This is a genomic window from Sporosarcina sp. BI001-red, assembly GCF_003384035.1.
Lineage (GTDB): Bacteria > Bacillota > Bacilli > Bacillales_A > Planococcaceae > Sporosarcina.
On sequence record NZ_QQAK01000014.1, the window covers coordinates 118,656 to 132,574 of the forward strand.

At 45.0% G+C, this 13,919-nt stretch carries 14 protein-coding genes; 3 read left to right on the forward strand and 11 right to left on the reverse strand.

Annotated features, from left to right (window positions below):
• Window positions 1–7: 7 nt before the first annotated feature.
• Complete coding sequence (locus tag DVB69_RS13710) at window positions 8–1,486, reverse strand: aldehyde dehydrogenase family protein (protein WP_116019675.1); 1,479 nt, start codon at window positions 1,484–1,486, stop codon at window positions 8–10.
• Between the two features lie 617 nt (window positions 1,487–2,103).
• On the reverse strand, window positions 2,104–3,657 hold the full coding sequence (locus DVB69_RS13715) for a DHA2 family efflux MFS transporter permease subunit (protein WP_116019676.1): 1,554 nt from the start codon (window positions 3,655–3,657) through the stop codon (window positions 2,104–2,106).
• 173 nt (window positions 3,658–3,830) lie between these two features.
• Between DVB69_RS13715 and DVB69_RS13720 the strand changes: the two genes are divergently transcribed.
• Together DVB69_RS13720 and DVB69_RS13725 are read left to right on the forward strand one after the other, a co-directional pair.
• Window positions 3,831–4,739, forward strand: a complete 909-nt coding sequence (locus DVB69_RS13720) for a TetR/AcrR family transcriptional regulator (protein ID WP_116019677.1) — start codon at window positions 3,831–3,833, stop codon at window positions 4,737–4,739.
• 62 nt (window positions 4,740–4,801) lie between these two features.
• On the forward strand, window positions 4,802–5,596 hold the full coding sequence (locus DVB69_RS13725; protein ID WP_116019678.1) for a TIGR00266 family protein: 795 nt from the start codon (window positions 4,802–4,804) through the stop codon (window positions 5,594–5,596).
• Between the two features lie 270 nt (window positions 5,597–5,866).
• Here the strand turns inward: DVB69_RS13725 and DVB69_RS13730 are convergent, their stop codons facing one another.
• From DVB69_RS13730 to DVB69_RS13760, 7 genes are read right to left on the reverse strand one after another with little or no spacing between them, the layout of a single operon-like run.
• Complete coding sequence (locus DVB69_RS13730; RefSeq protein ID WP_116019679.1) at window positions 5,867–7,723, reverse strand: SEC-C metal-binding domain-containing protein; 1,857 nt, start codon at window positions 7,721–7,723, stop codon at window positions 5,867–5,869.
• Between the two features lie 36 nt (window positions 7,724–7,759).
• A complete protein-coding gene (moaA, locus tag DVB69_RS13735; protein ID WP_116019680.1) occupies window positions 7,760–8,776 on the reverse strand; it encodes a GTP 3',8-cyclase MoaA in 1,017 nt (338 codons plus the stop codon).
• A gap of 4 nt (window positions 8,777–8,780) precedes the next feature.
• Window positions 8,781–9,335, reverse strand: coding sequence for a molybdenum cofactor guanylyltransferase (mobA, locus tag DVB69_RS13740; protein WP_158541101.1), 555 nt, complete (start codon window positions 9,333–9,335; stop codon window positions 8,781–8,783).
• A 4-nt stretch (window positions 9,336–9,339) separates the two neighbouring features.
• On the reverse strand, window positions 9,340–9,573 hold the full coding sequence (gene moaD / locus DVB69_RS13745) for a molybdopterin converting factor subunit 1 (protein WP_116019682.1): 234 nt from the start codon (window positions 9,571–9,573) through the stop codon (window positions 9,340–9,342).
• Window positions 9,570–10,016 (reverse strand): molybdenum cofactor biosynthesis protein MoaE, encoded by a 447-nt coding sequence (locus DVB69_RS13750; RefSeq protein ID WP_116019683.1) that lies wholly within the window; start codon window positions 10,014–10,016, stop codon window positions 9,570–9,572. Before DVB69_RS13750 ends, moaD begins: the two co-directional genes overlap by 4 nt.
• Window positions 10,003–10,521, reverse strand: coding sequence for a molybdopterin-guanine dinucleotide biosynthesis protein B (gene mobB / locus DVB69_RS13755; protein ID WP_116019684.1), 519 nt, complete (start codon window positions 10,519–10,521; stop codon window positions 10,003–10,005). Before mobB ends, DVB69_RS13750 begins: the two co-directional genes overlap by 14 nt.
• Entirely contained in the window at window positions 10,509–11,765 is a 1,257-nt protein-coding gene (locus DVB69_RS13760) for a molybdopterin molybdotransferase MoeA (protein ID WP_116019813.1), read from the reverse strand. Before DVB69_RS13760 ends, mobB begins: the two co-directional genes overlap by 13 nt.
• A gap of 57 nt (window positions 11,766–11,822) precedes the next feature.
• On the opposite strand from DVB69_RS13760, the gene moaC reads away from it, so the two are divergent.
• Window positions 11,823–12,317, forward strand: a complete 495-nt coding sequence (moaC, locus tag DVB69_RS13765) for a cyclic pyranopterin monophosphate synthase MoaC (RefSeq protein ID WP_116019685.1) — start codon at window positions 11,823–11,825, stop codon at window positions 12,315–12,317.
• A gap of 26 nt (window positions 12,318–12,343) precedes the next feature.
• On the opposite strand, the gene DVB69_RS13770 is transcribed toward moaC, so the two are convergent.
• Both DVB69_RS13770 and DVB69_RS13775 read right to left on the reverse strand, forming a co-directional pair.
• Window positions 12,344–12,829: a MogA/MoaB family molybdenum cofactor biosynthesis protein gene (locus DVB69_RS13770; protein ID WP_116019814.1), complete on the reverse strand. Its 486-nt coding sequence runs from the start codon at window positions 12,827–12,829 to the stop codon at window positions 12,344–12,346.
• Between the two features lie 34 nt (window positions 12,830–12,863).
• Window positions 12,864–13,883 (reverse strand): ThiF family adenylyltransferase, encoded by a 1,020-nt coding sequence (locus DVB69_RS13775; protein WP_116019686.1) that lies wholly within the window; start codon window positions 13,881–13,883, stop codon window positions 12,864–12,866.
• Window positions 13,884–13,919 lie beyond the last annotated feature (36 nt).

A 13,919-nucleotide genomic window follows, 5' to 3' on the forward strand; every position in this document is an offset into this window, starting at 1 on the left:
CCTCCTTTTAGTTGTTATCGATCTGTGCCCGTTGCAACTTGCCGCTGAAATCAACGTAAATGCTCTTCCACTCCGTGAAGACATCAAGGGCCGCAACACCTGAGTCACGATGGCCGTTTCCTGTTCCTTTTGTACCGCCGAATGGCAAGTGAATCTCCGCGCCAGTTGTTCCAGCATTCACGTAGACGATTCCTGTATCAAGGTCGCGTTGTGCTTGGAAAATTTTGTTGACATCCCTAGAGAAAATCGAGCTGGACAAGCCATATACCACACTGTTGTTCACTTCAATTGCTTCTTCTAAGCTACTGATTTCAATGAGCGAAATGACAGGGCCGAAAATTTCTTCTTGGGCAAGGCGACTATCCGCTGCAACGTCTGTGAAGAGTGTCGGTTCAAAGTAGTGCCCACCTGTGTAATGGCCCTCTGTCAGCGTACTTCCGCCTGCCAACAGTTTCGCACCTTCTTCTTTCCCAACGTTCACGTAGTAGCTAATTTTCTCAAGTGCTTTTGCATTGATGACAGGACCGATTTTATTCGATTCATCTGCCCCGTCGCCAATCGGCAAGCCTTTCATCGCTTCTAGCAACTTGTGCTCAAGTTCCTGCTTTATATCCGTATGCGCAATAACTCGACTACATGCAGTGCATCGTTGTCCAGCTGTTCCAAATGCACTCCAGAGTATACCTTCTACAGCGAGGTCAATGTCCGCATCATCCATGACGATAATTGCGTTTTTACCCCCCATTTCGAGAGATACCTTCTTCAAATGACGGCCACCTAGTTCTGCTACGCGTCTCCCAGTTTCCGTTGAGCCTGTGAATGAAATGACACGAACATCTGGATGCTCGATCATCGCAGTTCCTACTGTGCCGCCACTTCCGAATACGACGTTCGCCACGCCTTCAGGCAAACCAGCTTCTTCAAAAATGAGCGCCATTTCATATGCCATCATCGGTGTTTCTGTCGCGGGCTTCCAGATGAATGTGTTGCCAGCAACGATTGCCGGGAACGATTTCCACGTAGCAATCGCAACCGGGAAGTTCCATGGTGTGATTAATCCGACGACGCCGATTGGCGCACGAACGCTCATTGCAAATTTGTTATCAAGTTCAGATGGCACCGTTTCCCCGAAGAGTCGGCGGCCTTCACCTGCCATATAATAGGCCATGTCGATGCCTTCTTGGACTTCACCGCGTGCTTCTTCTATGACTTTACCCATTTCTTTTGTGAGTATTTGTGAAAGATGCTCTTTCTTTTCAATCATAATGCGACCGATTTCATATAAGTAATCCGCGCGTTTTGGTGCGGGTACTCGCGCCCATTTCTTTTGTGCCACTTTTGCTGCTGCAACTGCTTGGTTGACATCGTCCGCTGAGGATAACCGCACATCCGCAAGCGTTTTCCCGTTTGCTGGATTTTTCACTGCTGTATAGTCTGCTCCTGTATCTGTTCCCCATTGTCCATTGATGTAGTTGTTCAGTTTCATTGCTGTATTCCCCTTTCGAGATAGGTTGATAGATTTGTAAGCCCTTTCATACTCTATTCGACAGGAATAAGATATTACCTTTCGTTATATAGATGAAGATTCTGATTGATTAGTACAAGTTATGAGCAGTTTGCTGAGATTATGATCACGTCTCTTACGTTATGATCACTTTTCGTGATTTATGAGCGCTTTCCCAGAGTTATGATCACTTTTTGTGATTTATGAGCACTTTCCCAGGGTTATGATCACTTTTCGTGATTTATGAGCAACTTCCCAGAGTTATGATCACTTTTTGTGATTTATGAGCACTACCCCAGAGTTATGATCACTTTTCATGATTTATGAGCACTTTCCCAGAGTTATGATCACTTTTCGTGATTTATGAGCACTTTCTTAGGGTTATGATCACTTTTCATGATTTATGAGCGCCTTCCCAGGGTTATGATCACTTTTCGTGATTTATGAGCAACTTCCTAAGTAATGTTAGTTGGTCGCGTGATTGTTTTGGGTGAACACTTGGGATTCCTTCCGCGGGATGGATATAACCATGCTAATTGATTTGATTCCAAACAAAAAAGTCTTCCATTGGAAATTCCATTCCAATGGAAGACTTTTGATTATGTGTTGTCGCTTTTTAGCTGTGTTTGAGCCCGCTTTTCTGCTGGCTTTAGTGGGTTAGCTTGATCTTTAAACTTCGGTGGTAGCACGCGTTTCATGAAGAACGTTAACACAAGTGCTACACCTGCAATCACTGTTGAGATGAAGAACGCATGGTTTATGCCGTCGAGCTGTGCTTGTTGTGCCACTTGTACTTTGAATTCTGCCAATGCCGCTGCATCTGTCGGCAATTTGCCTGATGTTGCTGCATTTGTAGCAATCTCAGTACCCGTTGATTCAGCACGTTTTGTCATGAGTGTCAATAGAATCGCGGATCCAATTGCACCCGAGACTTGTTGAACGGTACTGTTCATAGCAGTACCATGCGGGTTTGAAACCATCGGCAACTGGTTCATACCATTCGTCATAATCGGCATTGTCACCATAGAAAGCCCGAACATGCGTGCTGAATAAATCAACATAAGTTCAAAATAGCCTGTTTCCATCGTAAGTTGGCTAAGCATGTACGTTGTCAGCATGGTAATCGCTAACCCTGTGATGGCAAGCGCTTTTGGTCCATATTTATCGAACAACTTACCTGTAATCGGAGACATAATCCCCATCAAAACCGCCCCTGGTAACATTAGTAATCCAGAGTCTAGAGGTGAAATGTGACGTACACTTTGAACGTATAGCGGTGTCAAAATCATCCCTGAGAACATGGCAACCGATACGACAACTGAAATGACCGATGATAGTGCGAACATCGGATGCTTGTAGATTCTGAAATCGAGCATTGGATCTTTTTTTCTAAGCTGTCGAAAGACAAACAAGAAGAGTCCGATGGCACCGATAGTGATTGTTCCGTAAACTTCAATCGATGACCAGCCTTTACTACCTGCTGAACTAAATCCGTAAAGTAATCCGCCAAATCCAATACTTGAAAGAACGATGGAGAAGACATCGACTTTAACTGGTTTATTCGGCGTAATATTCTTTAGTTTGAAATAGGCATAGACCATCGTGAATAGTGCTATTGGTAAAACGATGATGAATAATGCGCGCCATGAATAGTGTTCCACAACGAAACCTGACAGCGTCGGTCCTATTGCTGGAGCTGTAAACATGACGAGTCCAAAGTAGCCAAGTGCCTGACCTCGTTTTTCAATAGGAAACGCCACGAGCATGACATTCATTAAAAGTGGCATTAGAAGCGCTGCCCCGGAAGCTTGAATCATCCGTGCTGCTACTAATAATGAAAAGTTGGGCGTGACAATCGCCAAAAATGTTCCTATTGAAAACAGCATCATCGCTGTTAAAAATAAGTGTCGGTTCTTAAATTTAAGAATGAAAAAAGCACTGGCTGGCATCATAATACCGCCGACTAGCATATAGCCCGTCGTTAGCCATTGTACCTGAGAAGGGGTGATCTTAAATTCGTTCATAATTGTAGGAAGTGCAATATTGAGTAATGTATTATTCAAAATCGCGACAAACGCCCCGATGAATAAAATCGCAATTATGCCGTATGGTGGCTTATCATTCTCTTTCTTAATTTGTTCATTTTTTACCATCTAGCAATTCCTCCATTTTCTTGTTAGTTCGAACTTCGAAAAACATCATGAAATACATTTTATACTCACAGTCCAAAAAAATCAATAAAAAGATTTATGTGATTAAATTTCATTGATAAATAAGGGTTTCCGGAGTAGACTGTCAGTATACTAACTTACAAAAAGGTGATGTGATGAACGAGCGGAAACTGAAAATCATTCTAGCTGCTCAGCAAGTTTTCCAAGATAAAGGGATTGTCGCAACTTCTGTTCAAGACATTTTAACTGCCGCGGGAATATCCAAAGGCACATTTTACAATTATTTCACTTCAAAAAACGAATGCTTATTAGCAATACTAGAAATAGCAAACGAAGAGTCGATCACAAGAAGGCGAAAATTGCTCCTTGGACAAGACCGATCCGATAAGACGATTTTTGCTTTACAAATTGTAACCCGTGCGCATGTAGATCGAGAACGGAATTTACTTCCTATCTATGAAGCTGTTTTCTTTTCGAACGATGATGAGATGAGAACCTTCGTCCGAAAACAATATTTATCTGAAATTTCCTGGTTATCGGGTCGGTTACTAGAAGTCTACGGCCCTGAATCTGAACCTTATAATGCGGACGGTGCCGTTATGCTCGTGGGTATGATGCAACATATCCACCATTTCGTAAAAATTGGCGGAAGAGAAAAGAATTCATTCAATTATGATCAGCTCGTACCTTTCGCGATCCGTCGGCTTGATGATATTATGACTAGCATGATATCAAGTGAGGACAAGTTGCTAGGTAAAGCTCTTCTCGATAAGTTAACGTATGACGATAATGAAAATACAAAAGAATTGCTAATGAAAGAATTACGAGTCATGCTTGCACGTTTTGAAAAAGATAAGGAAGCTAAAGGCGTAGAATATGCAACATTTTTGTTAGAAGAAATTGTAACTGGAAATAGCGGTCCAACAATTTTGGAATCCGTTACGACTTCGTTCCAAGAACACTATTTTTCTACACCTTATGCAGATGAAGTTTCAAAACTGTGCTTCCAAATTAAAACGATGAAAGATTTACGGGAGAAAGGCACTTGCAGTACGAATAAATGAAACCTTCGTTCTAGATATAACGTATATCTAATTAACAAATATTAAACTCGGAGGAACTGACAATGAATAATCACGAAATTGACTATAAGATTCATGGCGATGATATGCAGTTTGTTGAAGTTGAACTAGATCCGCAGGAAACGGTCGTAGCTGAAGCCGGTGCCCTTATGATGATGGAAGATCATATTGAGATGGAGACCATCTTCGGGGATGGTTCAGGCAATGGTGGTGGATTTTTCGGAAAGATTGTGGGAGCTGGCAAGCGCGTGCTAACAGGAGAAAGTTTGTTCATGACGACCTTCACGAATACTGGAACGGGTAAGCGCCATGTATCATTCGCTTCTCCTTATCCAGGAAAAATAATTCCCATGGATTTAAGTGAACATAGCGGCAAAATTATTTGTCAGAAGGATGCGTTTCTAGCAGCGGCTAAAGGCGTTTCTGTCGGAATTGAGTTTCAGCGTAAGCTTGGGACTGGATTCTTCGGTGGCGAAGGATTCATTATGCAAAAATTAGAAGGTGATGGACTCGCGTTTGTGCATGCAGGTGGGACAATCATTGAGAAGAAACTGCAACCTGGTGAATCATTACGTGTAGATACTGGGTGCTTAGTTGCAATGACGCACGACATCGACTATTCGATTGAAACCGTAAAAGGTGTCAAAACGGCACTGTTCGGTGGCGAAGGGCTGTTCTTTGCAACACTGCGCGGGCCAGGTTCTGTCTGGATCCAATCACTTCCATTTTCACGTCTTGCGAGTCGCGTTTTTGCTTCTGCACCTCAAATCCCAGGAAGCAGTTCCAAAGGTGAAGGTAGTGTCGCAGGTGGATTATTCGATTTGTTTGGTGGAAAGTAAGTTTTAAACAATAACGAAAAGCTGCCCGCAGATGCGGACAGCTTTTTTGGTTACTTGGTGTAAGCGCAATTGCATGGCGTATGAAGTTTATGAGCTCTTTTCATGGTTTATGATCACTTTCCCTGGTTTATGAGCACGATCCCGCAACTTGCCGCTATCCAACAGTGACAGCACCCCGCTGCAAAGAATAGCTATGCACTTAGTGCCCTTTACCAATCAAATCTCTTCCGCTCTTCATTACTTGTATACGATTACTCCAATGCTAAAGTATTAATTGACAGCGCTTTGTTTACTTTTCTCCAATGTTTCCTTCACGCCACTCGGTCCATTTAACAACAGCCAAATATAGCGCGATTCCTCTTTACTGCCAGGTTCGAGACGTTCGTGGCGTGGATACTCAATCGTTTGGGCACGGAACGCCATCAAGTGCATGACATTGCCATTTGCTGCCGATGCTTTCTTTAGCATATCTGCCTCTTCTTCAGACTCGCCACTAGATGCTTCGTTTTCGAGCTTCCAATCCAAGTATAAATACGTTGCATCGTTTTCCGATCCGCGTTCGTAACGAACTAATAACTCTCCTGCTTCATTGAAGCGTTCAGCATGGATCAGCGAAGCAATCGCTTCATAGCGCGCCCCTTGGTTATCTGTTGTATTCATGTGAACGAGATCCAAGAACACTTCGGCAGCTTCGTTGAACTCCCCATGCATGAATAGATGAGTTCCATACGCAAATGCAGCACGCATGAACGGTCGATTCGGAATGTTTTGCCATGGGTTTTCGCCCGCTTCAAAGCATTTACTCGCCTCACGGATTGCCCGTTCGTACAGCTCGCTTGCTTTTTCCACGTCATTTTCTATTTCTGCTTTCAGCAATAGCCCATCAGACAATCCCGGTACAATGGACAATGCAGATTCGGCCAATTTCCGGCGCATATCTTCATCTTCTGCGCCAAACGCTTCATAAGCAAGGCGTTGCGCACGCCCCTCGTCTACTCCTGGACGACGCTCCGGCTCGACAACGCCAGAAGTGGTCATCGCTGTTTCCCATAACTCAGATTCTGTAGGTCTTGGGTCTGTTCCAATCTCGTAGATGGCAGCAGCTGCAGCATCTCCGTCTGTCATCATTGCATCATACAAATCTCTAAGCTCAGTTGAGAAGTGTTCAACCGCGTTCGTATCCTCTGTTGCTTCAATCGAAGTCTCATGTTTCACCAGTGATAACGACTGTCCAACTTGGAGTGATGCCTGTACAAACGCAGACACATCCAGTTTGGCATCCTCTGTCATTTCGGTATTCAAAAAGTATGCAACCGACAATTTCTGAAGCATTTCTCTGACATCTGCAGGCTCATTTGCTTTTGCAAGTTTTTCGTCAAGCTGCTTTAATGCAGTCAACTGGGACGGTGCAAGTACATCTTCAATCATTTCATTCATCGAAGCCATGCTGCGTTTTACGAGCAGCTCATAGATTTCAAGCGTATGGTTGCGGATGAATTCTGCAGGCGAAGGGTCAGACGACTTCTCCCATAACTCAAGCAATGACTTTTTCGTCTGTTTGCTCCATTTCGCTAAAAACAGCATAGATGAAACCGGTGCTACCGCATTGTCACCACGGCGGGTATCCGGAAGTACAACTCCAAACAACAATGTACCTTCATCTGCAGGCATACCTTCTATACGCGCAAGTTCAATTACATCGCCTGTCAATAACTTTGTAATCTCCAACGTATTTGGTTTCGCAGCCGTTATTTCACCAAGCAGCATAAACGGCTCTTCCCATTTCTTAAGAACGTCTTGTACCGTGCCGCGTGCCGCAGCGATTTGTTGCTTGCTGATATACTCTTTCCATTGTGAAGGATCTTCTACGAACAAATAAAATTCAGAAGCCGCCTCTTCTATATGTGCAGGTTCCCAACTACCACGGAGTTGTTCAGCCCATTGGCGCATAAGATGCATCATAGCATCACGAGAAGCACCGGTTGGATATGTATCGAAAAATTGACTAAGAATACGATCGAGCTCTTCATTGACGACAGCACTCAGCAGATCATCGCCAACTTTCCCACAGCACTTTTTATACTTTTTCCCACTGCCGCATGGGCATGGTTCGTTTCTTCCAGTCATGTTTAAATCCCCCCAACTATTTAAGGAGGCTGTTGGTCAGCCCCCGATATAACTCATGTTAATCTTTTTATTTTGACGATTTTTTACAGTCTGTTCCGTACGTTCATCTGAATAACGATCTGCACGGTTTTCCCATACACCCGTTACAGCCGCAGCAAGTTCTTCGTCTGTTGCTCCGTCACGAATTAGTGCACGGACATCGAATCCTTCTGATGCAAACAAGCATGTAAATAACTTACCTTCTGATGAAAGTCGAGCCCGTGTGCACGTTGAACAGAACGATTCGGATACTGATGTGATGAAACCAACCTCTGAACCATTGTCTTTATAGCGCCAGCGCTTTGCCACTTCTCCATAATACTCTTCTTCAACTGGCTCAAGGTCATGGGCAGCTTGCAGGCATTCCAGTATTTCCTTTTTTGTCACGACTTTCGCGAAGCTCCAACCATTGTCATTTCCAACATCCATGAATTCAATGAATCGCAACGTGATGTCGCGTTCTTTAAAGTATTGAGCCATCGGCAAGATTTCTTGCTCATTGGTTCCCTTTTTCACGACCATATTCATCTTTATGGTAAACCCTAAAGCATGAGCCTTATCAATATTTTTGAGTATGACTTCCGGCTTTACGCCCCGACCGTTCATCTCTCCGAATAACACTGGATCCAGTGCATCCAGACTTATATTTAATCGGCGTAAGCCCGCGTCATATAGAGGTTCTGCATATTGACCCAGTAGCACGGCGTTTGTCGTGAGACCGATGTCTTCAATTCCTTTAATCTGCATCAGTTTCCCGACAAGTTCAGGAAGTCCCCGTCTCATAAGCGGCTCGCCACCGGTTAACCGTAACTTCTTCACACCAAGCTTCGCAAAGAGGTGAGCTAGGCGTTCAATCTCTTCAAACGACAACAACTCGTTTTTCGGTAGGAATACGTAATCGTCCCCGAAAATCTCTTTCGGCATGCAATAGGAGCATCTGAAGTTGCAACGATCTGTCACGGATATTCGTAAATCACGAATTGGACGACCAAACTTATCTGTTATCGGCTCCATGTTGTCATCTCCCTTCAAGTTGTCCTGGCTTGTTTACATTATCAAAAAGCGATGGCTTCTTTTCCAACAGTACCTGTCCATCCACCCAATGATGAATGAGTGGCCGGACACTTCGGTTCTCCATCTCGAGCGATGAGCGGATCATCGGTTCCGCCCCCTTGCTCCAAATGGAGAGCAGCGGATGACACTTGCCGATTTCTTCAATCGCAACGGACAAATTGCCCGTCCTATGGTTCATTAATTTCCGAATAATCGAGTCATCCGCAAACGGAACATCACACGGTAGCACCGCGTACCAGTCGCTTTGAATGGTATTCATCCCCGTTAAGATCCCTGCGAGCGGACCTTGTCCCGCAAATTCTTGCAAGTCCGTGACAATATGTAGTGTACTAGGAAACCGATTAACGTCTTCTTTTCTAGCAACGACTACAATTTGCGAACAGTGAGGCGCGAGCGCAGTAATCGCATACTCGTAAAAGCATTTTCCATTGTACATTGCGAATGCCTTTGTTGAACCAAACCGTCTCGACTGACCTCCTGCTAATACGATGCCAATCATGACGTCATCCTCCACTAACTGGTGGGATGAACGCACACTCATCTCCTGAGTGAATGACGTCTCCAGGAAGTGCATACTCTTCATTCACCGCTACTTGAATATCATCTTTTCCAAATCCAGGATAACTTTCTTCAGCCCAATCCAATAGTTCTTGCACCGTCATCTGCTCACGGTCCAGCGTCTCTTGGCCTTTTCCAGCAAGCTCTCTAAGTCTGGCAAAATAGTGAACGCGAATCATACTGAATCCACTCCTTTTTCAGGATATTTCTTTTGGGCGCCCAGCCATTCTTCGCCGTCTTCCCAAATCTCTTTCTTCCAGATTGGAACAACTTCTTTAATGCGCTCAATTGCGTATTCATTCGCTTCGTAGGCAGCTTTTCGATGCGGGGAAGAAACCGCGATGACGACCGCAATATCAGATATGTGCAATTCTCCGATACGATGTGCAATCGCAACTTTAACGCCTGGCCACTTCGCTTCCATTTCCGCACCGATTTCAGCGAGTTTTTTTTCCGCCATTGGTACATATGCTTCGTATGCTAAATATACCGTTCGTACACCGTGTGTCCATTCCCGCACGTGTCCTGTGAATAACGTAACCGCGCCGGCACCTGCATGGAGCACGTAATCCGAATATACTTGCGCATCAATCGGTGTTTCCACTACTTCAAATGGTTTCATAATGACCCTCCCTATTCAGCCAATCCGTGAACCAATTATCGAGTTGCACCGAATCCCCGCGATCTTTGATAATCGGGTAGCCACCGGGATCGACCTCTCCGATAACAAGCTGAATTTTTTCAAGTTCTTGCAACGTATTCCAGTCTTCACAACTGCGAACGAGTACAACCTTTGCGCCCCGCTCATCCTTAAAACCTTCGATCAGCAGCACGTCTGGTGAATCGTATGTAACTAGCGCTTTTAATGCTCCAAATGAGGGCTCATTGTTCAGTAAAAGCTGAGCACTGCCTCCGCCTGCCACAAGGGTTGAATCTGCACCTTTATCGAAAAAACGGCTAGTATCCGTTATTGTTGAAGGCAGCTCAATCTGTCCCGCGTGGCCATGGTGCTTCAACACAGCGACCGTCAGCCCTTTCGCTTTCACAATACCGATCCAGCGTTCAAGTAGCGTCGTCTTTCCGCTGTTTTTATAGCCAACAATATGGAGAGTCTTCAAAGCACCCAATCTTCTGCACCTTGTTCAGCGCCAATCAGCAATAAATCCACTTCATCGCCTTTAGCATATCCACGCGTGCCGCTTGGCAATACAATTAGACAGTTCCCTTTGGCAATCGATGACACCGCATTGGATTTATTGAATCCTGCTGGGGCTACTGTTAACCCATTCGCTGACATTTTCCAAACCGCACGGACGAATCGAGTGAACGGATTCGGTTTTGTGAAGTCTTCTGCTAACTGTGCTTTTAAATAAGGAAGATATGGTTCCGTACTTCCCATCATGGAAAGTAAGGCAGGACGTGCGAATAATTCAAACCCTGTAAAACAAGCTGAAGGGTTTCCGGAAAGCCCGAACAGGAACTTGTCCTGAAGAACTGCAACCGTCGTAACACTTCCTGGCCTCATCGCTACTTTGTTGAATAACACGGTCGCACCTAACCGTTCGTAAATTGCAGGCAAGTGATCAAAATCTCCGACTGAAACGCCACCTGTTGTAATAAGCGCATCCGTTTCCTGCAAGGCACGAGCGATTACTTCTGTGCATGCATCTAAGTCATCCGAAGAAGTGCCATACGATTTGAATGGTACGCCTAATCTCTGTAGTTGCGCTTTCACCATTGGACCATTAGAGTTTCTAATTTTACCCGGTGCCAGGTCATCGGACACGTCCAATAATTCCGTTCCTGTCGATAAAATCCCGACGACGGGTTGCCGATAAACCAATACCTTTGCGTAGCCGAACGTTGCAAGAAGCGCAATCGTGCCTGCATGAATAAGAGTCCCCGTAGCAATGAGCGATTCCCCATCAGCAGCGTCTTCTCCTTTAAAAGAGACGTTTTCTCCAGGTTCAAAAGGTTTCCTTACTGTAAAGCTTTCTGCCGCTTCAACAGTTTGTTCAAACATCACAACAGCGTCTGCGCCTTCAGGCATTTGTGCACCTGTCATAATTCTATATGCTTCGTGAGGTCCCACTGGTTGTTCCCCTACGTAGCCCGCACCAATCTCACCAATAACCGTAAACGGCACACGATGTTCACCTGAAGCACCAATACTATCTTTTGCCCGGATTGCAAATCCATCATAAGGTGATCGATCAAAAGGCGGCACGCTATGACGGGCAACAATTGGTTCAGCTAAAATACGTCCTACAGACTGTTCCATTGAAATTGATTCGGTTCCCAATTGGTGAACGTGTCCCATGACTTGTGATACTGCTTCCGCAACTGGAATCGGCTTTCTCATTTCCACCAAAAGCACCTGCTTTCTTCTGTTATACTAAGTGTATCAGAGTTGAAAGGAATGATTCGAATGTCTGAACTCACTCATTTTAATGACCAAGGACGTGCACGCATGGTCGATGTATCCGACAAACCCATTACATCCCGAACTGCTGTAGCGAGTACTTCCATCGTTGTTAACGAAACGATTTACAATCAAATTAAAGAAGGTAAAAATAAAAAAGGTGATGTCTTTGCAGTTGCACAAGTGGCTGGTATAATGGCAGCTAAAAATACAGCAACCATCATTCCGATGTGTCATCCACTCCCTCTAACCGGTGTCGATATCCGATTCGAATGGAAGATCGACGAATCTGTGCAACACTATGAAGTACTCATTCGCGCAGAGGTGAAAACGACGGGACTCACTGGAGTTGAAATGGAAGCACTCACAGCCGCCTCAGCAACTGCCTTAACAGTGTATGACATGTGTAAAGCGGCCGGAAAAGAAATGGTCATCGGTCCCACAATGCTCCAATCTAAAACAGGCGGTAAAAACGGGGATTATACAAGGACGGATGCGTAACTCGCTTCCGTCTTTTTTTGTCTCCCTTACAGATGCTTCGTCAACTCATAGTGAATGTGCAACAGCTCTGGCATGACAAGGCGATCCATCGCGAGGGCTACTGCTTTTACGGATCCTGGTAACGCAAACAGAACTTTTTCCCCGACAGCTCCGGCAGCTGCACGGCTTAGCAGTGCTTTCGAGCCGACATCCTCTGCATAACTAATGTAGCGGAACAACTCTCCGAAACCGGTTAATTCCTTTGTGAAAAACGGTCGGATTGTTTCAATTGTCACATCCCGATAGCTGATACCCGTTCCCCCAGTGATGATAATCGCGTTCGCATCCTTCTTGCCAATCCACGATTCCACCACTTTCAAAATCGCGTTTTTATCATCCGGACAAATGACGCGGGCAATGACTTCATGTCCAGCCTCTTCTACCTTTTCTCTGATCAGTCTTCCGCTATTGTCATCTTCTTCTGTACGTGTATCGCTCACTGTTAAGACACACACATTTAACTTCCTTTTCATTTCTGAGTTTCCTTTGTGCACATCGATTCTCCCCTTATCCGAACAGCTGATGATAGATTTTGCGCCCTTTCTTGATATCCTTCAATCCATGAATGAGCAGTCTTCCATTTGAGAACCCCACACATCTATACCCTTCTGCGGAAAACTCAACAAAGAATGGGGTATGCTTCTCCACTGTTCCGAGACGTTCTGCAACACGATAGACATCATCTCCAGACAACTTTCGCTCAGCAGCCGGTATGATTTGAACCGTTTCCCGGCCGCACAGTACGGCGTAGTGCGTGCCTGACTCGAAATTCAGGGAAGGGTATGTAGGTGTACTTCCACATGTTTCACACGCTTCCTTTTTCAAACGCGTGATGCCTGCTTCTACTTGCGTATTATGCCAAATGTCAGTATGTAACAATTTTTTCCGCATCGCTTCTTCGTTGCCTGTTAACCATTTTAACGCTTCTGTACTTTGATGTGCAGCTGTAACCTGAACAGCTGGTGCAATGATGCCCGCAGTATCACAGGTTTCATTGACCGAAGGAAGTACGGGCAACAAGCATCTGAAGCAAGGCGTTTTCCCCGGGATGAATGGAAATACGCTGCTGGAACTTCCAACACACGCTCCATACACCCACGGAATCCCGTGTTTCCATGCGAAGTCATTCAGTAATAATCTAGCCTCAAAGTTATCGGTCGCATCGAGTAAAATGTCCGCATCCTGCGCATATTGTTCGAGAAGTTGTCCATCAACATGGTCAAGTAATGGAACAAGTGTGACATCACTGCGAATCGCACGCAATCTTGCTTCTGCAGCAATCACTTTTGGTATTCCTTGAACCGCATCCTGCTCTGTGAACAATTGTTGCCTTTGCAGATTCGAAGGCTCTACGTAATCCCGATCGGCTATTGTCAGTTTCTGAATACCCGCACGCACAAGTGTCTCTGCAATTGCCGATCCAAGTGCTCCACATCCGAGGACAAAAGCATGTGAGTTTTCTAGTTTTCGCTGCCCGGTCTCTCCAATAGGATTGAACAAGACTTGTCTCGAATAACGTTGTTCCAACCTACGCACCTTCTTTCGTGTAAAGTAAGCAGAGGA

Excerpts from the sequence above, each read along its gene's own strand:
- mobA (WP_158541101.1), bottom strand. The coding sequence starts at position 9,335 with ATGATTGGCATCGTATTAGCAGGAGGTCAGTCGAGACGGTTTGGTTCA.
- moaD (WP_116019682.1), bottom strand. The coding sequence starts at position 9,573 with ATGATTCGCGTTCACTATTTTGCCAGACTTAGAGAGCTTGCTGGAAAA.
- DVB69_RS13750 (WP_116019683.1), bottom strand. The coding sequence starts at position 10,016 with ATGAAACCATTTGAAGTAGTGGAAACACCGATTGATGCGCAAGTATAT.
- DVB69_RS13725 (WP_116019678.1), top strand. The coding sequence starts at position 4,802 with ATGAATAATCACGAAATTGACTATAAGATTCATGGCGATGATATGCAG.
- DVB69_RS13715 (WP_116019676.1), bottom strand. The coding sequence starts at position 3,657 with ATGGTAAAAAATGAACAAATTAAGAAAGAGAATGATAAGCCACCATAC.
- moaA (WP_116019680.1), bottom strand. The coding sequence starts at position 8,776 with ATGGAGCCGATAACAGATAAGTTTGGTCGTCCAATTCGTGATTTACGA.
- moaC (WP_116019685.1), top strand. The coding sequence starts at position 11,823 with ATGTCTGAACTCACTCATTTTAATGACCAAGGACGTGCACGCATGGTC.
- DVB69_RS13730 (WP_116019679.1), bottom strand. The coding sequence starts at position 7,723 with ATGACTGGAAGAAACGAACCATGCCCATGCGGCAGTGGGAAAAAGTAT.
- DVB69_RS13770 (WP_116019814.1), bottom strand. The coding sequence starts at position 12,829 with ATGAAAAGGAAGTTAAATGTGTGTGTCTTAACAGTGAGCGATACACGT.
- DVB69_RS13710 (WP_116019675.1), bottom strand. The coding sequence starts at position 1,486 with ATGAAACTGAACAACTACATCAATGGACAATGGGGAACAGATACAGGA.
- DVB69_RS13720 (WP_116019677.1), top strand. The coding sequence starts at position 3,831 with ATGAACGAGCGGAAACTGAAAATCATTCTAGCTGCTCAGCAAGTTTTC.